The following is a 24,554-nucleotide window of genomic DNA, read 5'->3' on the forward strand; positions in this document are numbered from 1 at the left end:
CAAGCAATGAGGAGAATTCCTGTGAGCGATATCGAACTACGTATCAAACAAGCGGTTGCAGAACAACTTGGTCTTAAAGCTGAAGAGATTAAAAACGAAGCATCTTTCATGGATGACTTAGGTGCTGACTCTTTGGACTTAGTTGAGCTTGTTATGTCTTTCGAAAATGATTTTGACATCACTATCCCTGATGAAGATTCTAACGAAATCACCACTGTTCAATCAGCTATTGACTATGTTTCTAAGAAACTAGGTTAATTGTTGTTTCAGCTCTGCTGAATATGAAGAAGCCACCTTTTAGGTGGCTTCTTTATTTAGGGTCTGTTGACAATTCGTCTATGTTTGCGACTACGAGTATTTTTTAGAGGATACAAGGCGTGTACTACAAAATTTAGTCATTCTAAATGCGTAGTTCACAACGACGTAGCATCAAAAAATACTCTAGTCCCGAAGGGTTGTGGCTAAAATTATTCCAGTCTTCGTTATGAAATTTAAAAATGGAACCACCATTCTTTGCATTTCATTCCTCGCCTGCTCAATTTTAGCCCACAACGCAAGCCATTTATGAAATGTCAATAGACCCTAATCACCTAAATGACAATTACATATCTTTACTGTTGCTTGACCAAAGACAACCTTCCTATGAATAAATTTTATGTATAAAAAAAGGATGCCGTTTCAAATCGCATGAATAATAATGATGGAGAAGTACAATGGGTCTTTTTGATTTTGTAAAAGGTATTGGTAAAAAAAATACAGCACCAGCAGAACCACAGCCAGCTCCGGCCACACCTACCACTCCAGCAGAACCTTCTGCACAAGAAATCGCAAACAAGCTTCTGGGACATATCAAAGCATTAGGTTTGCCTGTAAAAGGGCTATCTGTCAGTTATAACGGAAATAGCGATCTGGCGACCATTAAAGGGCAAGTACAAAGCCAGGCAGACCGCGAAAAAATTATTTTAGCCGTCGGAAATGTAGATCATGTGGCGAAAGTGGATGATCAGATGACTGTTGCTACGCCAGAACCGGCAAGTAAATTCTATACGGTTAAATCAGGCGATACCCTGTCCAAGATTTCAAAAGAATATTATGGCGATGCCAATCAATATAACAAAATATTTGAGGCTAACCGTCCGTTATTAAAAGATGCGGATGATATTTTCCCTGGTCAAGTACTGCGTATTCCGACTTAAGCTGGACGCTATAAAAAAGGCGCTTCGAGCGCCTTTTTTATCGTAATTTGTGTTGTAGTTTAAGTCGGGCAAGTTGTTTCTTATCTAAAAATTTTTTAGGGTCCAAATAATAGTGTTGCACCAGAATCTGAATCAATTTTCTGCGATTCTCTTTGTTGAACATATTCAGGTCAATATGTGCCATTTTGTATTGCTTGCGAAACTCAGGTTTTAAAATAAAGCCGATACTACTCGTTTTCCACTGTTGCTCTTGGCTAGAGAGTTGTACTCCAGATGAGTTAAGGGCGCGATATTTTAATATGTGGGAAGAGTAAAGCTGAGTCCTTAACAGCTTATTGCGTTGCACCAGTTTCTTGAGCTTTATTCCAAAACTTTGAATAGAGATGGTTTGGCTGGTCACTACCAATTTCATATTCATTGCCATCAATGCCAGCATCAGGATGAACAGGACCATGAACCAGCCCGACATGGATTGATGCAATAAATACTGCATCAGACTGCTCAAATCCTGAACCAGAGCAAAAGGACTAACTGAGTGCTGTGCTAAAACAATCAATATGGCAGGAATAAAGATTAACCCGATAAAATAACGGGGCAGATAATGACATTGAAATAGTGGATATTCAGTTGCTATGTCCATGAATCATCACCTTTCAAGAAAAGTATAAATAGGGCGTGAAGGCTATTTTTATTGCAATGGCTGTTCCATGCTGGTACAGATATTGCCTAACAGGATTATGAATTTACTTCTGATAATTAATGCTATTTAAATTTTTTAATGCTTTTTTAGTATCCTGTTTTCTTTTAACACTTTATTTTAAGTTTTTGAGTTTACAAGGATTTATCTATTTTGTTGTAGATTTGAATAGGAAGGTAAATGCTGTTGTTGATTGATTAACTAGCTACTTTTGAATGTTTTCTATGATATTTGGATTTCTATATTTAAGGGCAATATGAACTTGATGGGTTATATCGCTATACAGACCAAATTAATGAAATTTTTCAGGCACAAATTTTGCTGGTTGTTATTCAAATTATTTGAATGAACGGTAAAAAATGAGCTATCAAATTCATCCTTGTACAGAAAATTCAGCAGCAGATTTTATAATTTTATCATCCGGTCTGGGCGGGCATGCCAGTTACTGGAAAGCTCAAATTGAAGCATTCATCCCATATTTTCATGTTTTAACTTATGATCAGGAAGGTTGTCATGCCGATTCCTCCATTTTGCCAGATCACTATACAATTACCGATATGGCAGCACAGTTGCTGGGCATTCTAAAACGGGAAAAAATCCAGTCTTTTCATTTTATTGGACATGCAATTGGCGGGTTTATTGGTGCGGAACTGGCGCTAGCTATAAACGCATCGGAATTGAAACTACTCAGCCTGACCTGTATTAATTCGTGGGATAAACTCGATCCACATACCCAAAAATGTTTTGAAGCCCGGATTCATTTATTAAAGTCAGCAGGTGCTGAAGCTTATGTCCGAGCACAGGGGTTATTTTTATATCCACCGGCATGGACTTCAACACATCATCAACATTTAACAACTTTAGAAAATCTTCAGCTTGAAGATTTTCCACCTTCAGAAAATGTGCTCAAGCGAATTCAGGCAGCACAGCAATTTAAAATCAATGATCAGCATAGGCAGGTTTTAGAGCATAGCCAACTGCATTTTATTGCCAATCAGGATGATTTTTTGGTTCCTGTACATAAGTCGGGTGATTTAAAGCAACGACTTGGTCATGGGCAACTCAGTATTTTGGCCTCAGGTGCACATGCATCCACAGTCACAGAGCCTGAATTGCTTAATAAAACCATGCTGCAATTTTTTCAACATCATTTTTTAAAAGTAACTTCACTGTCGAATTAAGCAGGCTTATTTATAGCAATAACCGGTAAATTTTTTATTCAACCGTGATTCCTAAAATCGCGGTTTTTTTATTGATTTTTAGCTCAAAAATTCCAGTATTGCTAAATAATGAATGTATGGTTTTTTATCAAAGAATGCATTTTTTTGGAGCTGTCATTCCTATAACGGTGCACTGTTTTAAAAGTTTATTTTACTATTTGATAAAATAAATAAATTATAAATATTTGATAAATAATAATTAAAAATATTTGGCACAGAATATGCTAAATATTAATTATAACAAACCCAAGACAGTTGCTTAAAGCATATTGATAACCAGATGGTAAAAAAAGAGGTATGAGAAATGAAAATAGGCGTCTTTTGTCCAATCGGAAATAATGGCTGGTTGCTCTCGGAAAATGCACCGCAATATAAACCAAGTTTTGAAATGAACAAGCAAATTGTACAGCGTGCAGAACATTATGGATTTGACTTTGCACTTTCGATGATCAAGCTGCGCGGCTTTGGTGGGAAAACCGAATTTTGGGATCATAACCTCGAAACATTTACCTTAATGGCAGGCCTTGCTGCGGTGACCAGCAAAATTAAAATTTATGCTACTGCGGCAACTTTGGTGATGCCGCCTGCGATTGTAGCCCGTATGGCATCGACCATTGATTCCATTTCAAATGGACGTTTCGGTCTGAATGTGGTGACTGGCTGGCAAGCACCAGAATATAAACAGATGGGTATGTGGCCAGGCGATGAATACTTCGCAAAACGTTATGACTATTTGTCTGAATATGTCGAAATTTTACGTGAACTTTGGGCAACCGGAAAATCGGACTTTAAAGGTGAGCATTTTCAAATGGAGGATTGCCGGGTCAGTCCGTTACCGCAAGCAGACATGAAAATCATCTGCGCAGGACAATCCGATACCGGACTGGAATTCTCGGCCAAATATGCAGACTATAACTTTGTTTTTGGTAAAGGTTTAAATACACCAACCGCTTATGCAGACATCAATGACCGCTTAAAGGCACATACAGACAAAACCGGACGCGATGTACAAACCTATGTGCTGTTTATGGTGATTGCCGCAGAAACTGATGAAGAAGCTTTTGCAAAATGGCAAAGCTACAACGATGGGGCAGATGTCGAAGCGATTAACTGGCTTATGAACCAAGGTGGTAAAGATACCAAATCCGGTGCTGATACCAATATTCGTCAAATGGCGTCTAGTGTATCTCCAGTCAATATCAACATGGGAACCATTGTCGGCTCTTTTGAAAACGTTGCAAAAATGCTGGATGAAATTAGTGAAATCGACGGAACCGAAGGCATTCTTTTAACCTTTGATGATTTTATTCAAGGTGTAGAAGATTTCGGTCAAAAAATTCAACCGTTAATGAAATGTCGTGAGCATATTGTCATTGAAGCTGATGTGACTCAAATCCCAACGTTGGAGAAATCAGCATGAATACAAATGAATCCTTGGAAAATGTGGTCTGTACCGGATTTACCCAAGCCGCCGGTACTGGAAAAGTGTTAAAGGCTGAACCTGAAGCGATCCAACTGGCGCCTGAGCAAACTGCTTTAATTGTGATTGACATGCAGAATGCCTATACCTCAAAAGGTGGCTATTTAGACTTGGCAGGTTTTGATGTTTCAAAAACCAAGCCGGTGGTGGAGAACATCAGAAAAGCAGTTGATGCAGCGCATGCATCAAACATTCAGGTGATTTATTTTAAAAATGGTTGGGATGATCAGTATGTAGAAGCGGGTGGAGTGAATTCTCCCAATTTCCATAAATCCAATGCCTTAAAAACTATGCGTAAACACCCTGAACTACAAGGAAAATTACTCGCTAAAGGTAGTTGGGACTTTGAACTGATTGATGAACTCAAACCTTTGGCGCAAGACATCGTCATTGAAAAACCACGTTATAGCGGTTTCTTTAATACGGCGCTGGACAGCATGTTACGTAGCAAAGGCATTCGGAATCTGGTGTTTGTCGGTATAGCCACCAATGTCTGTGTCGAATCGACTTTAAGAGATGGCTTTTTCCTGGAGTATTTTGGTGTAGCACTGGACGATGCCTGTTATCAGGCTGGGCCGGTGGAAGCACATGCAGCCAGTCTGTATAACATCAAAACCTTCTTTGGCTGGGTATCCGATACGCAAAATTTCGTCGAAACCTTTCAATCCAAATCACACATCTTAGAAAAATCAGCTTAAGTCGCTAAAGGGGAAAACACATGCCTAAAGAAATTATTTTACCCGCAGGTACAGGAAAACCATTGGCACCGTACGTGCCGGCAACCAAAGCGGACAATATTGTTTACGTGTCAGGTACTTTGGCTTTTGATGAAAATAACAATGTCGTGCATGTCGGCGATGCTGCTGCACAAACCCGTCACATTTTGGAAACCATTAAAAAAGTGCTTGAAACGGCAGGCGGCAGCATGGATGACGTGACCTTTAATCATGTCTTTGTCAAAGACTGGGCGGATTATGCTGCCATCAATACTGTCTATGCCGAGTATTTCCCGGGCGATAAACCGGCACGCTATTGCGTACAAACCGGCTTGGTGAAACCGGATGCTTTGGTTGAAATTGCATCTATTGCCCATGTTTAAATGATGAAAATTTTCAAGAAAACAGATCTAACCAGAGATCAATAAAGGACAAAGCTGAAATTCAATTTGAATGATCAAGAGTCGAATTTCAGTGATGGAGGTGATGATGAACAGCAAAATCATGGCAGTTCAATCTGCAAAAGATTTACTACAGCATGCGCAAAATTTTCAAATGACTGCTGATGACACACATACACAAATTGCTTCGTCTACTTTTAGACAAGGGATGTCCAATTTAGGTGCAGCTGTCAATGTAATTACCACAGATGGTGCAGCGGGGCAGGCCGGTTTTACCGCTTCCGCTGTGTGTAGTGTCACTGATTCGCCGCCAACCTTATTGGTGTGTTTAAACCGTTCGGCGTCTGTATTTGAAACCTTTAAATGCAACCAGGTACTATGTGTAAATACTCTTGCTGCACATCACACTGAATTATCAAATGTTTTTGGTGGGAAAACGCCAATGTCGGAACGATTCTTGCGTGGAAAATGGTCAACACTGATCACACAAGCGCCTGTATTGGAAGATGCATTGGTGTCGTTTGATTGTGAAATAGTGCAGAGCATGTCGGTCGGCAGTCACGATGTACTGATTTGTCAGGTCAAAGCCATGAAACAAAATGAAGGCAAGAATGCATTGATGTATTTCAACCGTGCTTATTGTGAGCCGCAACCCATGAATTAATCCAATATCCTAATTAAGGGGAGGGGAAACCCATGCAAAAAAAAGAATCGTGGTTTCCGAAATTTAAGCCTTACCAAGGCAATCTAGATACAACACCAGTACAGGTAGATGAATATTTACCTGCGGGGAAAAGTATAGTTTTAGGCTTGCAACACGCTTTTGCCATGTTTGGGGCAACGGTGCTTGCACCTTTGTTGATGGGTTTCGATCCGAACTTAACCATTCTAATTACCGGAATCGGAACCATTTTATTTTTCCTGATTACCGGCGGCCGCATGCCGAGTTATCTGGGATCGAGCTTTGCTTTTATTGGAGCAGTTGCTGCAGCAACCGGTTATGCCGGTGCAGGATCTAACCCCAATATTGCCTTGGCGCTGGGTGGAACCATTGTCTGTGGTCTGATTTATGCGGGTATTGGTCTGATTGTCATGAAAACCGGTACCAGCTGGATTGAAAAACTGATGCCCCCGATTGTCACAGGTGCCATTGTGATGATTATCGGGTTGAATCTTGCACCTGTGACCATTAAAAGTGTCTCTGCAAGTTCATTCGATACCTGGATGGCGGTGGTCACCATTATCTGTATTAGTGTAGTGGCCGTGTTTACCCGTGGCATGGTGCGCCGTTTATTACTTTTACTCGGTATTGTGGCTGCCTATTTTATTTATTTCCTGATGACCAATGTCATGGGCTTTGGCACACCGATTAATTTCAGTGCTGTTTCTGAAGCTGCCTGGATTGGTTTACCGACTTTGCATAGTCCTGTGTTTAATGCCAATGCCATTTTATTGATTGCACCAGTTGCGCTGATTTTAGTTGCAGAAAACTTGGGTCACTTTAAAGCAGTTTCGGGCATGACAGGCAAAAATCTTGATCCATATATGGGGCGTGCATTCTTTGCAGACGGTATATGTACTTCAATGTCTGCATCGGTTGGTGGTACAGGTATGACCACGTATGCTGAAAATATTGGCGTTATGGCCGTCACTAAAGTCTATTCAACGACAATTTTTGTGGTGGCAGGTCTGTTTGCCATTTTACTGGGTTTGTCACCTAAATTCGGCGCCGTGATTAGTACTATTCCAGTAGCTTTATTGGGCGGTGCATCGATCATGGTATTTGGTTTGATTACCGTAGCTGGTGCAAAAATCTGGATTGATAACAAAGTCGATTTCACCAAAAACAGCACGTTAATTATTGCTGCGGTCAGCCTGATTATGGGCGCAGGTAACTTCAGTTTAAAAATTGGGATTTTCGATTTAGGTGGTATTGGTACTGCAACTCTAGCGGCGATTGTACTGAATCTGTTTTTGAATCGTGGTGAAGAAAAAACCAGTTCCAGCAGTGAAAATACAGAAACCTCGGCTACCCCTGTAGTTAACCCTTAGGAGGATATTTTGAGTCAGACAATTGCATTTATTGGACTCGGGGCAATGGGATGGTATATGGCCTCCCATCTTCCTAAACTTGGACATGAAGTTTGGGTCTGGAATAGAACCCCCTCCAAAGCAGTTCATCATTCGATTAGCTTTCAAACGCAATCTGTCGATATCGAAAAAGCAGTCCAAGCTGATTATATATTTTCATGTTTACCGACCAGTGCGGATGTAGAGCAATTGATTGCCGCATATCCACCCAAGTCAGGCAGTATCTGGATTGATTGCACCAGTGGTGTTCCACAATCTGCACAACAGTTAAATCGAGCTTTAAAAAAAATAGGGGTCGAATATCTGGATGCACCGGTTTCAGGTCAAACCATCGGCGCTGAAAAAGGTACTTTAACCGTGATGATCGGTGGCGATGAGGGTGCTTTTGATAAAGCTAAACCGATCATTGCTGCATTTTCAGATCTCATTGAATATGTCGGCGAAAGCGGTTCTGGCTTCGCGGTAAAAGCAATTAACAATACCTTGATGGCCACGCATTTATGGGCTTTGGCAGAAGGTTTAACGGTGCTGAAATCAAAAGGCGTGGATTTGTCAGCAGCTTTGAACTGTATTAATCATTCCAGTGGTAAAAGCAGCATGTCTGAAAATATTATGGCGCAGCGGGTCCTTAGCCGAAGTTTTGATAAAACCTTTGCGCTGGATCTGTTGCAAAAAGATATTAGCATTGCTATCGATTTGATCCAGCAAGAGTCATTGCAGCTTCCAAGTATGCACCTGATTCAGGAGCAATTTACCCACTTTGAAAAAGATGAGGCGAGTCAACTGGATTTTTCTGCTGCTGTGCAAGGTTTAGAAAAAATCAATCAAATCGAGTTGCGATAAATCTATCACTTATCAGCTTAAATCATTCATTAAAAACCTGGATTTTAAAGTCCGGGTTTTTTATTTGAAGTGCTTTGGGCATTCAGTTATTTAACAGTTCTATTTTATCCAATGACAGAACAAAGGTTAGATGTACGAAAGTGGGTTATTCTCCGAATAAGCTGCTCATCGATACCTGTTTTAAATGTGTACAATTAAACCTATAATTTAAAAGTGAATATAAATAAAAATAAGGGGATGTATGAAAGGGCAGATATTGGATTTTTCTATTCAGAGCAATTCTGGCGTAATCAGTGGTGATGATCAAAACCGTTACCAGTTTTCTGGAGCAAGCTGGCGTGGGCAAGTTCCACCTGCACGCGGTCAGAAAGTTGATTTTACCGTGGATGGAACGGGTCAGGCCAATGATATTTATGTGTTGAGTTCAGCTTCAGTATTTCCAACTCAAGTGGGCGAGAAAAACAGAATTATTGCAGCAATTTTGGCTTTTTTTCTCGGCGGCTTCGGGGTTCATAAATTTTATTTGGGGCAAATTGGCTGGGGCATTGTTTATCTGATTTTCTGCTGGACTTTTATTCCTGCCTTGGTCGCTTTTATCGAATTTATTATTTACTTGTGTACCTCAGACGAAGAATTTGCCCGAAAATATGGCTAAATTTTGGTTGTAAAAAGGGCGATATCGCCCTTTTTTTATCTGATTTATTTGGCAGGTTGACCCCATTTATTCGTTTCTTGCTTAGTTTCTGTTGCCAGCCAAACAATTAATAAAATAGTACCAATTAGAGGAATAAGTGCAATTAAGAACCACCAACCTGAACGACCTGTATCATGTAAGCGTCGAACTGCTACTGCAAGGCTTGGAATAAAGAGTGCCAAGACCACAATTGCATAAAAGACAAATTCAGTACCGAGGATGGTATCAATGATTTGAGCAATAACTAAAATAATAAATTGAACCAAGGCAAAGAACCAGTATTCTTTACGACGAGCACGACCTTTAAAATTTGCATAATTTTTTAAGCCTTTGACAAACCAGTCAATCATATTAAATTGTTCTTCAGCCTTGTTTTGATCTGAAATTTTGTCTAGCTGCTGTGAAATATTGTATATAGGGTTGCTAGGCGTTAATGCGGTAAAAATTTGAGTTGCATTACCTGTTGTACTATCGATATCAAAATCTACCCGATCGCCACGAGTTGGTGGACGTTGTCCACGCCATTCTGCACCGGTAAAATTATAGCGGTTCTGGTCGTCCGCACTGATAATGCCTGAATTGGTTTGGATGGAAAAATCCAGAATTGTTCCTTTCATTTTTAACCTCTATTTTTATGATATACGTTATAAATTTAGTCTTGTTATTGCATATCACTATAGCAGAAATGCTTAAAATTTAAACTTTTTGTTATTTTAAATTACTGTATTTAAATGATTTTTTTAAATAAAAATTCCCGCTTAAAGCGGGAGTTTTCTATTGTGGGAATACTTTTAATCCATATCCGTTAAAATTTATACCAGTAAGATTCCTGCCATCTCTACAATAAAATTTGTGCTCTAAACTTTTAAAGTTTGGATGAACTTTATGTGGTCTTAAATATTGTGAGCGAATCGGTTCTGCTACTAAGTCCGCGAGTTGTAACCCAGTAGAGTTTGATTTTTTATCAATAAATTTAATTTCAAAAGGGAACTTTTCACTTTTCCAATTTTCACCATTTTTTATGGTTTCAAATGCGGATTCTAGCTTCAAATTCTGTTGCTTTCCTCTACTTTCAATTGAAATGTGTGAAACTCTATTTTCTTGTTTCCTTTCTTTCATGAATTTATAAATACGTTCTAGGGAATACTTTAAAGCTAGTTCATAAGGATTCTGCGGAATAATATATTTTTCTTTTAATTTCTGTTTGTCTATTACTGTTGCAATAAGAATAAAGTTTGTTGACTCTATAATTTCGGTCAGGCGATCTAGAAAAACTTTTCTAAATTTTGAATCTTGTAAGCATTCAAAATCACCAATACAGTTCATCATGTCGTAACAATGAATAATGACTTGATCATAGCCAAAGGTATCAAACTTCAATTTTTGAAAGCTAGGAACAGTTATCTGGCTGTAATAAGTTTTATCAAATAAGCAAAAGGCTAAAACAAAGTATCTGTCATCCTCTTTAAAGTTGTTTAGATTGTCGGTGCCGCTTTCATCAGCAAATATTGTATATGCATTATATTTTGTCAATTTAACCTCAATTATTTGATTTTAAATGATTAAATAATTTATTCTTTATGAGGATTAAAAAGGGAGGAATGAATCCTCCCTTTCTACAAATAAGTCTAAAAAACCTTACCAGCTTAACGCACCGCCAGTTTGGTAGTCTGTTACGCGAGTTTCAAAAAAGTTTTTCTCTTTACGCAAGTCCATCATTTCTGACATCCACTGGAATGGGTTATTCACACCAGCGAACTGTTCAGGCAAACCAAGTTGCGCTAAGCGACGGTTTGCAATGAACTTCAAGTATTCTTCCATCATCGCAGCATTCATGCCAAGTACACCGCGTGGCATAGTGTCACGTGCGTATTCGATTTCCAGCATGGTACCTTCCAGAATCATTTGAATGATTTCTTCCTGGAATTCTGTAGTCCAAAGATTCGGGTTTTCAATCTTGATCTGGTTGATCATATCGATACCGAAGTTCAGGTGCATTGACTCATCACGCAGGATGTACTGGAACTGCTCGGCAACACCATTCATCTTGTTACGACGGCCCATAGAAAGGATCTGGCTGAAACCACAGTAGAAGAAGATCCCTTCAAGGACACAGTAGAACGCGATCAGGTTGCGAAGCAAAATCTGATCGTTTTCAGGTGTACCGGTTTTGAATGTTGGATCACTCAATTGTTGCGTGTATTTCAAGCCCCAAGCCGCTTTACGCGCCACTGAAGGTACTTCGCGGTACATGTTGAAGACTTCGCCTTCATCCATACCTAAAGATTCGATACAGTACTGGTAAGCGTGTGTATGAATCGCTTCTTCAAATGCTTGACGCAAGATGTACTGACGGCATTCAGGGTTGGTAATGTGACGGTAAATCGCCAGTACCAGGTTGTTTGCAACCAATGAATCGGCAGTCGAGAAGAAACCAAGTGAACGCATAACAATAGTACGCTCATCTTCGGTCAAGCCATTTTCAGACTTCCAAAGCGCAATATCGTGGTTCATGTTGACTTCTTGCGGCATCCAGTGGTTTGCACAACCGTCTAGATACTTCTGCCAAGCCCATTCGTATTTGAACGGTACAAGCTGGTTCAAGTCGGCACGACAGTTGATCATCGCCTTGTCGTCAACCTGTACACGCTGTGCGCCCATTTCAAGCTCTTCCAGACCTGGAGCAACATCAAGCTGTTCTAGGGAAGCAGATGCTCTTGCCAATGAATCGGTTGGATTTGATCCTCGGTTTTGAGTGGCTCTAAGGGGTTGTGCAGCTGCCACATTCGACGGTGCGTTGTGTGCATCAGATACCATCTGTGAATTAGACGCTTTTTGCGTTTCGACGGGCGCAGACTTGTGTTCAGGTGCAGCCGGTTTTTGCGAATCATCTTCGAAATCGTCCCAACTTAGGATAGACATATCAATTCTCTCTTCGATGCTTATATCTGTTATCAGACATCTCACAAACGAAGATGTCTACTATACGCTTATTCTGTGTAAGCAAAATTAAGTTTTGTCGATTACTGCTCTAAAGTTATTCGGTAGAGCACCTATTCTCACGACTTATTTTGATTACGTTGCTGCGCGCGGATCTTGAACCATGCATAGGTGATCGGCACATAAAAGCAAACAATAAAGGAAACCATCAAGGCAATAAGTCCTAACATATAGTTATGGGTCATATGGAGCATGGCGGGTTTCCTTTATTTATATTTTAATTCTTCAATCCACCCTAACCCTTTCTTTGTTGCGCTTCACTTTCAAAGAAGTGCTTTAAAGTTTACTCAGGAGGGGCTTCCATCAACCTATTTGGATTTTTGGAAGTCCCCCTTTGGAAAAGGGGGATTTAGGGGGATTTTTAGAAACCTGTCAGATTATTGACAAGCCTCACAATCAGGGTTGTCAATTGAACATGCCATTGGCACTGGTGCTGCTTGAGCAAAATCATCTTCAACAGCTGCTTCAGCTTTCACTTCAGGCGCTACTGCAGCGGTAACTGGCGCTGCAACAATGGCAGGTTTAACTGCGTTTAATGCACCAGTATTAATGGTCGATTTCTCGGCAGAAGTTGCACCCAATGCACGGAGGTAATAAGTCGTCTTAAGACCACGTAACCAAGCCATTTTATAGGTCAGGTCAAGTTTCTTACCGTTTGCACCAGAGATGTAAAGGTTAAGAGACTGAGCCTGATCAATCCATTTTTGACGGCGTGATGCAGCATCCACAATCCAGCGTGGCTCAACTTCAAACGCAGTTGCGAAAATCGCTTTAAGCTCTTCAGGAATACGCGAAATCTTTTGTACTGAACCTTCAAAGTGTTTCAGGTCGTTGACCATCACTGAATCCCAAAGACCGCGATCTTTTAACGCACGTACCAGGTACGGGTTGATCACTGTGAATTCACCAGAAAGGTTTGATTTCACATATAGGTTTTGGAAAGTCGGTTCGATCGATTGAGATACGCCACAGATGTTCGAAATAGTCGCAGTAGGTGCAATCGCCATTACGTTCGAGTTACGCATACCGTCTTTTTGAACTTTGGCACGTAAAGTGTCCCAGTCTAAACGTTGTGTACGGTCTACTTCAAACATACGTTCTGGGCGTGATTTAGCCACGATGTCTAAAGAATCGATTGGCAAGATACCTTGATCCCAAAGTGATCCTTTAAATGTTTCGTAAGTACCACGTTCAACAGCCAAGTCGCTAGAAGTCTGAATCGCGTAGTAGCTGATCACTTCCATAGATTCGTCAGCGAAATCTACAGCTTCATCAGAACCGTAAGCCAGTTTCATTTCATATAAAGCATCTTGGAAGCCCATGATACCCATACCGACCGGACGGTGTTTCAAGTTTGAATTTTTCGCTTGCGGAACTGCGTAGTAGTTGATGTCGATCACGTTATCGAGCATACGAACGGCTGTTTTTACAGTGCGCGCCAATTTTTCACGATCTAGTACACCACCTTGAACGTGTTGTACCAGGTTGATCGAACCCAGGTTACATACCGCAATTTCGTCTTGGTTTGTATTTAGCGTGATTTCTGTACACAAGTTAGATGAATGCACTACGCCCACGTGTTGTTGTGGTGAACGCAAGTTACATACGTCTTTGAATGTGATCCAAGGGTGACCTGTTTCAAACAGCATAGAAAGCATTTTGCGCCACAAGTCTTTGGCACGCACTTTCTTGTGCAGCATGTCGGTTTCTTTGGCAATGCTTTCATAATAAGCATAACGTTCAGCAAATGCCTGACCGGTTAAATCGTGAAGATCTGGTGTTTCAGACGGCGTGAACAATGTCCATTCAGCATCTTCAAATACACGTTGCATGAACAGGTCTGGAACCCAGTTTGCTGTGTTCATGTCATGGGTACGGCGACGGTCATCACCGGTATTCTTACGCAGTTCCAGGAACTCTTCGATATCCAGGTGCCAGGTTTCTAAGTATGCACATACCGCACCTTTACGTTTACCCCCCTGGTTTACCGCAACGGCAGTATCGTTGGCCACTTTAAGGAAAGGTACGACACCTTGTGATTTACCGTTAGTACCTTTGATATACGAGTTCAAGGCACGAACAGGCGTCCAGTCATTACCTAAACCGCCAGCCCATTTAGACAGCATGGCATTATCACGCATTGCACCATAAATGTTATAAAGGTCATCGGCAATCGTGGTGAGGTAGCAGCTCGACAACTGTGGACGCAAAGTACCAGAGTTGAACAGGGTCGGCGTAGAGGCCATGTAGTCGAAGCTAGACAACAAGTTATAGAATTCGATGGCACGCTCTTCACGGTTTTCTTCATTTAACGACAGCCCCATTGAAACGCGCATAAAGAACAATTGCGGTAATTCAAAACGGATGCCATTTGAATGAATGAAGTAACGATCAAATAAGGTTTGCAGACCTAAGTAGGTGAACTGGTTTGAGCGTTCTGGTTGAATGGCTGCTGCCAGTTTCGCAAGGTCAAAATTCAATAATTCTGGTGACAGAAGATCAAGCTCGATCCCTTTCTTAAGGAAGGTCTCTAAAGCATTGCCTTCGTTGGTGTCTGTAGATAGGCCTAAGAACTCTAAACCTGTAGCAACCAGATTGTCACGAAGTAAACGTGCAGTCACATAGGTATAGTTAGGTTCTTGCTCAATACGGGTACGCGTCGCCATCATCATTGTTGTAGAGATGTCAGACTCTTTTACGCCGTTATAAAGATTTTTTACGGTTTCATCGACAATGGCTTTAACGTCAATACCTTCCAAGCCTTCAGCTGCTTTTGCCACATGCGCTTCTAAAGCACTAAGGTCAAGCGGTTTAAACTGGCCATTTGCACCAATCACTTGCAAGGTAGGATGATGATGAGCGCCAGTCTGCTTACGTGCTTCAGAACGTTGTTCGCGGTAGATGACATACGCACGAGCTACTTTTTGTTCACCTGTACGCATTAGCGCAAGTTCAACCTGGTCTTGAATTTCTTCAATGTGAATGGTGCCGCCTGACGGTAAGCGACGGTTAAACGTGTTCATTACCATCTCGGTCAGCTGCTCGATACGATCATGAATACGGCTAGAGTCAGCACTTTGCTGGCCTTCTACCGCCAAAAAAGCTTTACCTATTGCTACAGAAATTTTTTCTGCATCAAAAGTGGCAACATCACCGGTGCGTTTAATCACCTGAAGTTGACCAGGAGTTGAAGTGATTACGCTCATTGTGGCATAGCTCCATTGTCATCTATTGTTTTATATGTGTGGACCATTTGAACTGGACGAAATCTCATCTCAGTATTTGATGATTAAACACAAGAACTAGTGGTTTAAAATCGGAATAAGCACAAGATACGGGAAAATTGAGGGTAGATCAATATTGACATTTCTTTAAAATTTTTGATTGAACTCTGCAATGATCCTTTGCAAAAACATCCCTTTTTTTATGTTTCTTGTAGAAGCCTTATCAGACAAGGGCATAGCATAGCAAAGCTAAAAAAATGTGCTTATAGATAACATTGTGGATAACTTAAAAGAAGTGATCTAACTAGTCAGAAACTGTGCAAACAGACGAGCGGTTTAAAAAATATGCATTTTGTAACTATTTATTTCTAAAAATTATCTTAAAATCATGGTAATGTGAAAATTCCAATGAATTCAATGGTTAAAAAAAATATAACAAAATGCTACTTTGATGTATCAGTTTGGTGAACGCCATCTTGTTTACAATGTAAACGTGTGTATATTGCTGAATATATTAAAGCGTATCCAGTGGATTTTTAAGGATACCTTAATCAAATAAGGATACCTTACTCCAATATAAAGGGGCAGTTTATGAGCCAAGAAGAAAAGTTACCTAAAATTTTAATTGTTGAAGATGATGAACGTCTTGCACGTTTGACTCAAGAATACCTTATCCGTAATGGATTGGAGGTTGGGGTAGAACCTGACGGTAATCGCGCAATCCGTCGTATTATTGCTGAACAACCAGATTTGGTGGTACTTGATGTGATGTTGCCAGGTGCAGATGGTTTAACCATTTGTCGTGAAGTACGTCCACATTATCATCAACCGATTTTAATGTTAACGGCGCGTACTGAAGACATGGATCAGGTTTTAGGACTGGAAATGGGCGCAGATGACTACGTAGCCAAACCGGTTCAACCTCGTGTATTGCTTGCCCGTATTCGTGCCTTATTGCGCCGTACTGACAAAGCCCCTGAAGATGAAGTGGCTCAACGTATAGAATTTGATGATCTGGTGATTGATAATGGTGGTCGTTCAGTGACCTTGAATGGCGAGCTGGTCGATTTTACCAGCGCTGAATATGACCTGTTATGGTTATTGGCTTCGAATGCGGGTCGCATTCTTTCCCGTGAAGATATTTTTGAGCGTCTGCGCGGTATTGAGTATGATGGCCAGGATCGTTCAATTGATGTGCGTATTTCACGTATCCGTCCAAAAATTGGCGATGATCCTGAAAATCCAAAACGTATTAAAACAGTGCGCAGTAAAGGCTATTTGTTTGTTAAAGAAACAGGTCTTTAAGCTCTGCCGCTAATTTTATAGGATTACTGAGTGTTTAAACACAGCATATTTCTGCGCATCTACGCAGGGCTGGTCATTTTGGTTGCCTTGGTGGCCTTATTTGGCTATCTGTTGGTTCAAATTATCAATTACCAACGTGCGCAGGAATATCGTGAATCTTTAACCGATGGTATTTCTTATATCATTAGCGAGGGGATTGCACGGCAGCCGAACGAGCAGCAGAAAAAAGACTGGATTTCTGATGCTTCGGATTTGCTTGAATTGCCAATTTATTATGTTGATGCGGCTAAGGTGGATTTGTCCCGTGCCGAAAAAAAACGGATTGAAGAGCGTAAAGCCGCAGTCCGTTATGATGCGGAAAATTCCATTGCTTATATCATCATTGGCTTGAAAGATGATCCCCAGCATTTGCTGTATGTAAAAGTGAATAAAATAGGCGAACGCCAAATGAAAGCGTTGCCTATTTTTATTCTGGATTATCTGGTCTATTACCCTGGGCAAGAAAAAGAATATCTCGCCAAAATTCAATCGAATTTCTCTTATCCCATTGCCATTGAAAAAGTTCAAAAGCTTCCGCTTGATTCTGAACAGATTGGCCGACTTCGCTTGGATCACAGTATTATTCTGTACCGTGACAACGCTTCGGTTCGGGGTACAACTATTTCGATTGTTTCACCTATGCCGAGTTCCCCTTCAGAGGTGTTGGTACTAGGTCCTGTGCCTTTATTTAACTGGATGCCTTTCCAGTTGGCTGCCGGGATTACCTTGCTGAGCTTGTTTGTATTAAGCCTTGGGGTGTATGGGTTGCTGGTGCCGATGCAGCGTCGTTTGCGCGAAGTTAATTATGCCTTGCACCGGATGAAATCCGGTGACATGACCTTGCGTTTGCCGGTCGATGGTACTGATGAAATGGCCAGTCTGGCAACCAATTACAACAGTATGTCGGATCATATCCAACGTCTAATTGAAGCACAGCGCGAGCTGATGCGTGCGGTTTCGCATGAACTTCGGACACCGGTGGCGCGTATCCGTTTTGGTATGGAAATGTTGGCTGAAGAAGATGACTATGAATATCGCTTACAGCAGGTAGAACAGATTGATAAGGATATTGAAGCACTCAATACCCTGATTGATGAAATCATGACCTATGCAAAACTGGAGCAGGGTACACCTTCTCTGGATTTTGAAGAAATTGTTTTGTTTGAAGTGTTGGATCAGGTCGTGATTGAAACTGCAGCACTGAAAACTCAAAAAGAAATTGAACTGAAAGCGCCCCCTATTAATGTAATTGTGGAGGCCGAACGTCGTTACTTGCACCGTGTGGTACAAAATTTGGTCGGCAACGCCGTTCGCTACTGTGACAATAAAGTGATTGTCAGTGGCGGGATTAATGAAAAAGGCTTGGCCTATGTTCGAGTTGAAGATGATGGTGCCGGTGTGCCAGAAGAAGAACGGCAGCGCATCTTTGAGGCCTTTGCCCGTTTGGATGACAGTCGTACCCGTGCTTCAGGAGGCTATGGCTTGGGGTTGTCGATTGTCAGCCGGATTGCTTACTGGTTTGGTGGAACCATTGAAGTCGATCAGAGTCCAGTATTAGGCGGGGCGCGTTTTACCATGTCATGGCCTGTGCAAAGCTTCAATAAAAGCAAAAAGAAAACCAGTATTTTAAAAGATGGTATGGAATCTTAAATATAACGTTTGAAATAAAAAAGCACCGTATTCAGTGCTTTTTTTATGATTTACTCATGGCTGGTTGCATCGGGTTCAATCAGCTTTTTCCCCTGTTTTAAGTTGTCGAGTGCATCTGCATTAAAATCTAGCAGCAAAGAATTGTTTTTAGCATCAATTGCATAATGACTAATTAATTTCTGGTCCCCATTTAATGTTTCAACTTTATATTCATCCACAATATTTAAAATTGCCTCTAGATTCGTGGTTGCAGAAGCAAAGTCCTGACGGAAAAGATCATAGATATCGCGCAGGTCAAAAATAGCGTCACGTGCATCGGGGTGTTTCTCGATATATCGTTCCACATGACGCACGAGCAGTTGGGCAAAAAAGAAATATTCTGATTCGTGGGTATAATCTAAACTCATGTGTTTGCTCCTTATTCTTTGTTTTTGCGATATACATAGGAATAGCATAAATAGAGCAGCAAGCGCATCTATAGACGCATTCAAGTTGCAAAAAAATACACAAAATATAAGAGCAAAAAGTCAGGTTTGTGCTCTTATGTAGAGGTAAGCTGTTTTAAGTGAGTCATATGCAAAAGTGTCTTGGCTTTAAGTCAGAATTGCACAAGTAAGCACAAGAATGTTGAAAAATATAAAAACAGAAAACCAGAATAATTTCCACATTAAACCCTATAGCCATTTATGGGTTTGGCCGTAGTCTGAGCAATAAGCTCAAATGTACAAAGTTTCAGGATGAATCAAAGTGACTCTATGGAAGTTTTTTCTGCTCAAAAGGTGCGTAGAGTTTATAAATTTGAAAAAAATAATTAATTTTCTTTTTTTGATTTAATAAAACGATTGCAACAGAAATAAAGGGGCTGAGGCTTTGAAAAAAAACTCCTTTGAATAAAAAATCATCCAAAAGACTAAGGCTTATAAGCTAGCAAGTGAAATCATAAATCAGGTACAATTGGCGGGATTAATTTTGTGTTTGGTGTATTTGAAGGCCAATACATACATTCTTTGTTAATAAATTAGGCCTGCCAGGAGTTATCCCCGCATGAGTGCCATTACTCCATACGATTGGGCAATTATTGCCTTCGTGATCGGCGTTACATTTCTTTGTGTCTTTATGCTCACAGTTCCTTTACTCCTTGGGGGTAAATCATGGGGCCGTGCAAAGCAAGAGCAATTTGAGTCAGGCGTGGTAGGTGCTGGTGGAGCACGCATCCGCTTATCTGCAAAGTTCTACTTGGTTGCTATTTTCTTTGTGGTATTTGACTTAGAAGCACTGTATCTCTACGCATGGGCTACATCAGTTCGTGAAGTAGGTTGGTTCGGTTTTACCACTGTTGTGATTTTTGTGGTCGATTTATTGATTGCTTTGATTTATGCCATTGCTGTAGGCGCATTAAACTGGGCACCAACCGATCGTATCAAAGCAGCAGTAATGAAATCGAAAGTGGGTTCACCAAATATGAACCTTGCCGACATTACGCGCTTCAATTCTATTGAAGAGTTGGTTGTGGATCCTACGGGTCAAATTCCAGCTCAATCATCTGGTCGTGTGAAAAAATCTGCGACTGCATCTTCTGATAAGGAGTAATACGGGATGAAATATACATTAACCCGTGCGAATCCGGATGCTGATCAATATCCACTTCAAGAGCGTCAAATCGTTACCGATCCGCTTGAAGAAGAAGTGAATAAAAATGTGTTCATGACTCGTTTAGAGGATGTGATGCACACAGCAGTCAACTGGGGCCGTAAAAACTCTGTATGGCCTTTTAACTTCGGTACATCATGCTGTTACGTAGAATATGCAACCACCTTGACCGGTGTGCATGATATGTCACGTTTCGGTGCCGAGGTTATTCGTGCTTCACCACGTCAGGCGGATTTAATGATCGTTGCAGGGACCTGCTTCGTGAAAATGGCACCTGTAATCCAGCGTCTATACGAGCAAATGTTAGAGCCTAAATGGGTAATTTCGATGGGTGCTTGTGCAAACTCTGGCGGTATGTACGACATTTATTCTGTAGTACAAGGCGTGGATAAAATCATTCCTGTCGATGTGTACATCCCGGGTTGCCCGCCACGTCCTGAAGCATTATTGCAAGCATTAATGTTGTTACAAGACCAAATTCAATTAGAGCGCCGTCCACTTTCAGCGGTTATTGGTGATGATCTTCAGCCAGTGTATAAGCCAAAGATGCAGCCAGAACGTGACCGTAAGAATGCTGAACGTATTGCAGTGAAAAACTTACGCTCTATGGATGAAATTAAATAATCTAGGCGACAAAATATTGATGCACCCGGTCTGGGTGTAATTGTCGTTCAGGTTGACTGAATTTGTATTAAATAGGAAGCCAAGCCAATGGCTGAAACTGACATTGCTATGCCAGAATCAACCCCTGTTGATTCACGCCCAGCATTTGCAATTATAGAAGAGCTCAAAACCAAATTTGGTGAGAACTTCTATGTGCAAGCGACTTTTGAAGACTTTCCAACAGTCTGGGTTGAGCGCGCACGTGTACAAGAAGTTTTAATGTTCTTGCGTACGGTGTCACGTCCTTACGTGATGCTGTTCGACTTGTCTGCGGTAGATGAGCGTTTACGTACTCACCGTGACGGTTTGCCTGCGTCAGACTTCACTGTGTTCTATCATTTGTTGTCGCTCGAGCGTAATACGGATATCCGTATTAAAGTTGCGTTGAATGAGAGTGATCTCAATATTCCAACAGCGACCAACATCTGGCCAAATGCCAACTGGTACGAACGTGAAGCTTATGACATGTTCGGGATCAATTTCGAAGGGCACCCAATGCTCCGTCGTATCTTGTTGCCAACCTATTGGGAAGGTCATCCACTTCGTAAAGAATATTCTGCACGTGCGACCGAATATACGCCGTATATGCAGAACCAGGCGAAGCAGGACTTTGAACAAGAGCATCTTCGTTTCGTCCCTGAAGACTGGGGGCTAAAACGCGGTAATGCCGACGAAGACTTCATGTTCCTGAACTTGGGTCCAAACCATCCATCTGCGCACGGTGCTTTCCGTGTCATCTTGCAGCTGGACGGCGAAGAAGTGAAAGACTGTGTACCTGACATCGGTTATCACCACCGTGGTGTGGAAAAGATGGCTGAGCGTCAAACCTGGCATTCTTTCATTCCGTATACCGACCGTGTCGACTACTTGGGTGGTTGTGCGCAAAACATGCCTTATGTCATGGGTGTGGAGCAACTGGCGGGAATCACTATTCCTGACCGTGCGCAATGTATCCGTGTCATGATGTCGGAACTGTTCCGTATCAATAACCACTTGTTGTATATCGGTACAGCCATTCAGGATGCCGGCGGTATGACGCCTGTGTTCTACATGTTCGCCGATCGTCAGAAAATCTATGACGCAATTGAAGCGATCACTGGCTACCGTATGCACCCGGCATGGTTCCGTATAGGCGGTACAGCCCATGACCTTCCAAACAACTGGCAGCATCTGATTCGCGAAATCCTGGACTGGATGCCGAAGCGTATGAACGAGTACTACACAGCAGCACTGAAAAACTCGGTGTTTGTCGGTCGTACCCGTAATGTTGCGCAATACGATGCAAAATCTGCATTGGCTTGGGGTGTAACAGGTACTGGTCTACGTGCCACAGGTATCGACTTCGACGTACGTAAATATCGTCCTTATAGCGGTTATGAAAACTACGACTTCGACGTACCGGTTGAGTACGAAGGCGATGCTTATGCACGTGTCATCGTTCACTTCCGTGAAATCGAACAGTCACTGAAAATCATCAAACAGTGCTTGGACAACATGCCTTCTGGTGCGTACAAAGCAGACCATCCACTGGCTGTTCCACCACCAAAAGACAAGACATTGCAAGATATTGAAACCTTGATTACGCACTTCTTAAGCGTGTCATGGGGTCCTGTAATGCCGGCAGGTGAAGCATCTGTGATGGCGGAAGTGGTAAAAGGTGCATCTACCTATTACTTGACTTCAGACAAGTCAACCATGAGTTACCGTACCCGTATTCGTACACCAACTTTCACCCATTTACAGCAAATGCCTTCTGTGATTAATGGCAGCCTTGTATCTGACTTAATCATTTATTTAGCGACAATTGACGTCGTAATGGCTGACGTGGATCGCTAAGGGGTAAACGCATTATGATGATTTTGACTGATAAAAAGCCACGTGTGAATGTTGAAGGGATTTTGACTGTTGATGAAATCCATGAAATTGAACATCACATTGGTCACTATCCGTACCCACGTGCTGCATGTTTAGATGCGCTGAAGTGTGTACAACGCCGTAACGGCTGGGTAGATGACGCACAAATGAATGCAATTGCTCAGCTGTTAAGTATGAGTATTGCAGATCTTGAAGGGGTTGCGACTTTCTATAACCGTATTTACCGTCAACCGGTTGGTCGTCACGTAATTTTATTATGTGATTCAATCGCATGTTTCTTGATGGGCGCGGAAACTTTGGCAGAAGCGTTCCAACGTGAATTGGGTATCCAGTTTGGTCAAACGACTGCAGATGGTCGTTTTACTTTATTGCCAATTTGCTGTTTGGGTAACTGTGACAAAGGTCCAACCCTGATGATTGATCAAGATACGCACGGTTTGGTTGAAGTGACTTCAATTAAACAGTTATTGGAGAAGTATGTATGAATACTGAACCAAAACCAATTTATGGCGACGGTAACCCGGAAACTCACCCATTAACATGGCGTTTGAGCAAACAGGAACACGTTCGTAATGCTGATGATTACGAAGCGCTTGAAGGTTACGCAGGCTTTAAAAAAGCACTGACTATGCCTCCGAAAGATGTGCTTGAAGTGATTAAAGCGGCGACTGTAAAAGGTCGTGGTGGTGCAGGTTTCCCGGCAGGGATTAAATGGTCATTGATGGCGCCAAATGATGGCGGTCCGCGTTACCTGATCTGTAATGCCGATGAAATGGAACCGGGTACCTTTAAAGACCGTTTGTTGATGGAACAGCTTCCACATCAATTGATCGAAGGTATGCTGATTGCAGGCTATACGCTTGAAGCAACTCAGGGTTATATCTTCATCCGTGGTGAATACATCGAAGCCGCTCAATACCTGAACGAAGCTTTAGAGCAAATTCGTGCCAAAGGTTACTTGGGTGAAAACATCTTGGGTTCTGGATGGAACTTTGATTTACACGTGCATACCGGTGCGGGTCGTTATATTTGTGGTGAAGAAACTGCATTGATTAACTCGCTTGAAGGTCGCCGTGCCAACCCGCGTACCAAGCCACCATTCCCACAGGTTGCAGGTGCTTGGGGTCGTCCTACGATTGTGAACAACGTTGAGACCTACAACAATTTGCCAGCAATCATGCTGCGTGGTCCTGAATGGTATGTGGGTTTATCTGAAGGTAAATCGAAAGATCCAGGCACTAAAATTTACGGTGCATCAGGCAAAGTGAAATTCCCGGGTCTTTGGGAACTTCCATTTGGTACCACTGCACGTGAAGTGATTGAAGAACACGCTGGTGGTATGCGCGACGGCTTGAAACTGAAAGCATGGTTACCGGGTGGTGCATCGACTGACTTCCTGGCTGCCGAGCATATCGATCTTCCTATGGATGCGGAAAGCATCATGAAAGCAGGTTCGCGTTTAGGGACTTGTTTGTTGATGGTTGTGGATGAAACCCAATGTATGGTTTCAGCAACACGTAACCTAGAAGAATTCTTTGCACGTGAATCATGTGGTTTCTGTACCCCTTGCCGTGATGGTTTGCCTTGGGCGGTTAAAGCGCTGAAAGCACTTGAAGACGGTACAGGTAAGAAAGAAGATATCGATCACTTACAAGAACTGACTCGTAAGCTTTGGATTGGTAAAACTTTCTGTGCTCACGCACCTGGTGCGATGGAACCACTTATGGGCGCACTCAAACATTTCCGTGGCGAATTTGAAGCGAAGGTAGTCAATGCCGCCGCTCAAGTTAGCTCCGTAGAACAAGCTTAA

24 protein-coding genes are annotated in these 24,554 nt (G+C 41.8%); 17 read left to right on the forward strand and 7 right to left on the reverse strand.

Annotated elements, in window-relative coordinates; translation table 11 throughout:
* Positions 1-21: 21 nt before the first annotated feature.
* Positions 22-258: an acyl carrier protein gene (gene acpP / locus B4C48_RS03970; RefSeq protein ID WP_004651013.1), complete on the forward strand. Its 237-nt coding sequence runs from the start codon at positions 22-24 to the stop codon at positions 256-258.
* Positions 259-713: 455 nt separating this feature from the next.
* The gene (gene lysM / locus B4C48_RS03975) at positions 714-1,196 is read left to right on the forward strand and encodes a peptidoglycan-binding protein LysM (RefSeq protein ID WP_291354325.1); all 483 of its coding nucleotides are present in this window, start codon (positions 714-716) and stop codon (positions 1,194-1,196) included.
* A gap of 37 nt (positions 1,197-1,233) precedes the next feature.
* Here lysM and B4C48_RS03980 read toward each other — a convergent pair whose 3' ends face one another.
* Complete coding sequence (locus tag B4C48_RS03980) at positions 1,234-1,836, reverse strand: hypothetical protein (RefSeq protein WP_291354326.1); 603 nt, start codon at positions 1,834-1,836, stop codon at positions 1,234-1,236.
* A 416-nt stretch (positions 1,837-2,252) separates the two neighbouring features.
* Between B4C48_RS03980 and rutD the strand changes: the two genes are divergently transcribed.
* From rutD to B4C48_RS04020, 8 genes are all read left to right on the forward strand, one after another.
* Positions 2,253-3,074, forward strand: coding sequence for a pyrimidine utilization protein D (gene rutD / locus B4C48_RS03985; RefSeq protein WP_291354327.1), 822 nt, complete (start codon positions 2,253-2,255; stop codon positions 3,072-3,074).
* A 343-nt stretch (positions 3,075-3,417) separates the two neighbouring features.
* Positions 3,418-4,533, forward strand: a complete 1,116-nt coding sequence (gene rutA, locus B4C48_RS03990; protein ID WP_291354328.1) for a pyrimidine utilization protein A — start codon at positions 3,418-3,420, stop codon at positions 4,531-4,533.
* The gene (rutB, locus tag B4C48_RS03995) at positions 4,530-5,291 is read left to right on the forward strand and encodes a pyrimidine utilization protein B (protein ID WP_291354329.1); all 762 of its coding nucleotides are present in this window, start codon (positions 4,530-4,532) and stop codon (positions 5,289-5,291) included. The genes rutA and rutB overlap by 4 nt, the downstream gene beginning before the upstream one ends.
* Before the next feature lie 20 nt (positions 5,292-5,311).
* The gene (gene rutC / locus B4C48_RS04000) at positions 5,312-5,692 is read left to right on the forward strand and encodes a pyrimidine utilization protein C (protein ID WP_291354330.1); all 381 of its coding nucleotides are present in this window, start codon (positions 5,312-5,314) and stop codon (positions 5,690-5,692) included.
* A 172-nt stretch (positions 5,693-5,864) separates the two neighbouring features.
* Positions 5,865-6,374, forward strand: coding sequence for an NADH-dependent FMN reductase RutF (rutF, locus tag B4C48_RS04005; protein WP_349678579.1), 510 nt, complete (start codon positions 5,865-5,867; stop codon positions 6,372-6,374).
* Positions 6,375-6,406: 32 nt separating this feature from the next.
* Positions 6,407-7,762 carry a pyrimidine utilization transport protein G gene (rutG, locus tag B4C48_RS04010; protein WP_291354331.1) on the forward strand — a complete coding sequence of 452 codons (1,356 nt, stop codon included), beginning with the start codon at positions 6,407-6,409 and terminating at the stop codon, positions 7,760-7,762.
* 9 nt (positions 7,763-7,771) lie between these two features.
* Positions 7,772-8,644, forward strand: coding sequence for an NAD(P)-dependent oxidoreductase (locus B4C48_RS04015; RefSeq protein ID WP_291354332.1), 873 nt, complete (start codon positions 7,772-7,774; stop codon positions 8,642-8,644).
* A 241-nt stretch (positions 8,645-8,885) separates the two neighbouring features.
* Positions 8,886-9,299 carry a TM2 domain-containing protein gene (locus tag B4C48_RS04020; RefSeq protein WP_291354333.1) on the forward strand — a complete coding sequence of 138 codons (414 nt, stop codon included), beginning with the start codon at positions 8,886-8,888 and terminating at the stop codon, positions 9,297-9,299.
* Between the two features lie 44 nt (positions 9,300-9,343).
* Here B4C48_RS04020 and B4C48_RS04025 read toward each other — a convergent pair whose 3' ends face one another.
* The 5 genes from B4C48_RS04025 to B4C48_RS04045 all read right to left on the reverse strand — a co-directional run bounded on the left by B4C48_RS04025 (position 9,344) and on the right by B4C48_RS04045 (position 15,544).
* Positions 9,344-9,955: a DUF805 domain-containing protein gene (locus B4C48_RS04025; RefSeq protein ID WP_291354334.1), complete on the reverse strand. Its 612-nt coding sequence runs from the start codon at positions 9,953-9,955 to the stop codon at positions 9,344-9,346.
* A gap of 157 nt (positions 9,956-10,112) precedes the next feature.
* Positions 10,113-10,871, reverse strand: a complete 759-nt coding sequence (locus tag B4C48_RS04030) for a DUF3800 domain-containing protein (protein WP_291354335.1) — start codon at positions 10,869-10,871, stop codon at positions 10,113-10,115.
* Between the two features lie 105 nt (positions 10,872-10,976).
* A complete protein-coding gene (locus tag B4C48_RS04035; RefSeq protein WP_291354336.1) occupies positions 10,977-12,260 on the reverse strand; it encodes a ribonucleotide-diphosphate reductase subunit beta in 1,284 nt (427 codons plus the stop codon).
* A 137-nt stretch (positions 12,261-12,397) separates the two neighbouring features.
* Positions 12,398-12,532 carry a hypothetical protein gene (locus tag B4C48_RS04040; RefSeq protein ID WP_291354337.1) on the reverse strand — a complete coding sequence of 45 codons (135 nt, stop codon included), beginning with the start codon at positions 12,530-12,532 and terminating at the stop codon, positions 12,398-12,400.
* Between the two features lie 183 nt (positions 12,533-12,715).
* Positions 12,716-15,544, reverse strand: a complete 2,829-nt coding sequence (locus tag B4C48_RS04045; protein WP_291354338.1) for a ribonucleoside-diphosphate reductase subunit alpha — start codon at positions 15,542-15,544, stop codon at positions 12,716-12,718.
* Positions 15,545-16,153: 609 nt separating this feature from the next.
* Here B4C48_RS04045 and bfmR point away from each other — a divergent pair.
* On the forward strand, positions 16,154-16,867 hold the full coding sequence (bfmR, locus tag B4C48_RS04050) for a response regulator transcription factor BfmR (protein ID WP_086196042.1): 714 nt from the start codon (positions 16,154-16,156) through the stop codon (positions 16,865-16,867).
* A 30-nt stretch (positions 16,868-16,897) separates the two neighbouring features.
* Complete coding sequence (gene bfmS, locus B4C48_RS04055) at positions 16,898-18,556, forward strand: sensor histidine kinase BfmS (protein ID WP_291354339.1); 1,659 nt, start codon at positions 16,898-16,900, stop codon at positions 18,554-18,556.
* Between the two features lie 50 nt (positions 18,557-18,606).
* Here the strand turns inward: bfmS and B4C48_RS04060 are convergent, their stop codons facing one another.
* Positions 18,607-18,963, reverse strand: coding sequence for a hypothetical protein (locus tag B4C48_RS04060; protein ID WP_291354340.1), 357 nt, complete (start codon positions 18,961-18,963; stop codon positions 18,607-18,609).
* A 637-nt stretch (positions 18,964-19,600) separates the two neighbouring features.
* On the opposite strand from B4C48_RS04060, the gene ndhC reads away from it, so the two are divergent.
* The 5 genes from ndhC (at position 19,601) to nuoF (ending at position 24,554) form a co-directional block, all read left to right on the forward strand.
* Complete coding sequence (gene ndhC, locus B4C48_RS04065) at positions 19,601-20,146, forward strand: NADH-quinone oxidoreductase subunit A (RefSeq protein WP_291354341.1); 546 nt, start codon at positions 19,601-19,603, stop codon at positions 20,144-20,146.
* Positions 20,147-20,152: 6 nt separating this feature from the next.
* Positions 20,153-20,830 (forward strand): NuoB/complex I 20 kDa subunit family protein, encoded by a 678-nt coding sequence (locus tag B4C48_RS04070; protein ID WP_086199188.1) that lies wholly within the window; start codon positions 20,153-20,155, stop codon positions 20,828-20,830.
* A gap of 87 nt (positions 20,831-20,917) precedes the next feature.
* Entirely contained in the window at positions 20,918-22,705 is a 1,788-nt protein-coding gene (nuoC, locus tag B4C48_RS04075; RefSeq protein ID WP_291354342.1) for an NADH-quinone oxidoreductase subunit C/D, read from the forward strand.
* 14 nt (positions 22,706-22,719) lie between these two features.
* Complete coding sequence (gene nuoE / locus B4C48_RS04080; protein ID WP_291354343.1) at positions 22,720-23,229, forward strand: NADH-quinone oxidoreductase subunit NuoE; 510 nt, start codon at positions 22,720-22,722, stop codon at positions 23,227-23,229.
* Positions 23,226-24,554, forward strand: coding sequence for an NADH-quinone oxidoreductase subunit NuoF (gene nuoF, locus B4C48_RS04085; protein ID WP_291354344.1), 1,329 nt, complete (start codon positions 23,226-23,228; stop codon positions 24,552-24,554). Before nuoE ends, nuoF begins: the two co-directional genes overlap by 4 nt.

The sequence above is a fragment of the Acinetobacter sp. UBA3106 genome, from assembly GCA_002365595.1.
Lineage (GTDB): Bacteria > Pseudomonadota > Gammaproteobacteria > Pseudomonadales > Moraxellaceae > Acinetobacter.

Coding starts and splice junctions, on each gene's coding strand:
- lysM (WP_291354325.1), top strand. CDS start 714: ATGGGTCTTTTTGATTTTGTAAAAGGTATTGGTAAAAAAAATACAGCA.
- B4C48_RS03980 (WP_291354326.1), bottom strand. CDS start 1,836: ATGGACATAGCAACTGAATATCCACTATTTCAATGTCATTATCTGCCC.
- rutD (WP_291354327.1), top strand. CDS start 2,253: ATGAGCTATCAAATTCATCCTTGTACAGAAAATTCAGCAGCAGATTTT.
- rutA (WP_291354328.1), top strand. CDS start 3,418: ATGAAAATAGGCGTCTTTTGTCCAATCGGAAATAATGGCTGGTTGCTC.
- rutB (WP_291354329.1), top strand. CDS start 4,530: ATGAATACAAATGAATCCTTGGAAAATGTGGTCTGTACCGGATTTACC.
- rutC (WP_291354330.1), top strand. CDS start 5,312: ATGCCTAAAGAAATTATTTTACCCGCAGGTACAGGAAAACCATTGGCA.
- rutF (WP_349678579.1), top strand. CDS start 5,865: ATGACTGCTGATGACACACATACACAAATTGCTTCGTCTACTTTTAGA.
- rutG (WP_291354331.1), top strand. CDS start 6,407: ATGCAAAAAAAAGAATCGTGGTTTCCGAAATTTAAGCCTTACCAAGGC.
- B4C48_RS04020 (WP_291354333.1), top strand. CDS start 8,886: ATGAAAGGGCAGATATTGGATTTTTCTATTCAGAGCAATTCTGGCGTA.
- B4C48_RS04025 (WP_291354334.1), bottom strand. CDS start 9,955: ATGAAAGGAACAATTCTGGATTTTTCCATCCAAACCAATTCAGGCATT.
- B4C48_RS04035 (WP_291354336.1), bottom strand. CDS start 12,260: ATGTCTATCCTAAGTTGGGACGATTTCGAAGATGATTCGCAAAAACCG.
- B4C48_RS04040 (WP_291354337.1), bottom strand. CDS start 12,532: ATGCTCCATATGACCCATAACTATATGTTAGGACTTATTGCCTTGATG.
- B4C48_RS04045 (WP_291354338.1), bottom strand. CDS start 15,544: ATGAGCGTAATCACTTCAACTCCTGGTCAACTTCAGGTGATTAAACGC.
- bfmR (WP_086196042.1), top strand. CDS start 16,154: ATGAGCCAAGAAGAAAAGTTACCTAAAATTTTAATTGTTGAAGATGAT.
- B4C48_RS04060 (WP_291354340.1), bottom strand. CDS start 18,963: ATGAGTTTAGATTATACCCACGAATCAGAATATTTCTTTTTTGCCCAA.
- ndhC (WP_291354341.1), top strand. CDS start 19,601: ATGAGTGCCATTACTCCATACGATTGGGCAATTATTGCCTTCGTGATC.
- B4C48_RS04070 (WP_086199188.1), top strand. CDS start 20,153: ATGAAATATACATTAACCCGTGCGAATCCGGATGCTGATCAATATCCA.
- nuoC (WP_291354342.1), top strand. CDS start 20,918: ATGGCTGAAACTGACATTGCTATGCCAGAATCAACCCCTGTTGATTCA.
- nuoE (WP_291354343.1), top strand. CDS start 22,720: ATGATGATTTTGACTGATAAAAAGCCACGTGTGAATGTTGAAGGGATT.
- nuoF (WP_291354344.1), top strand. CDS start 23,226: ATGAATACTGAACCAAAACCAATTTATGGCGACGGTAACCCGGAAACT.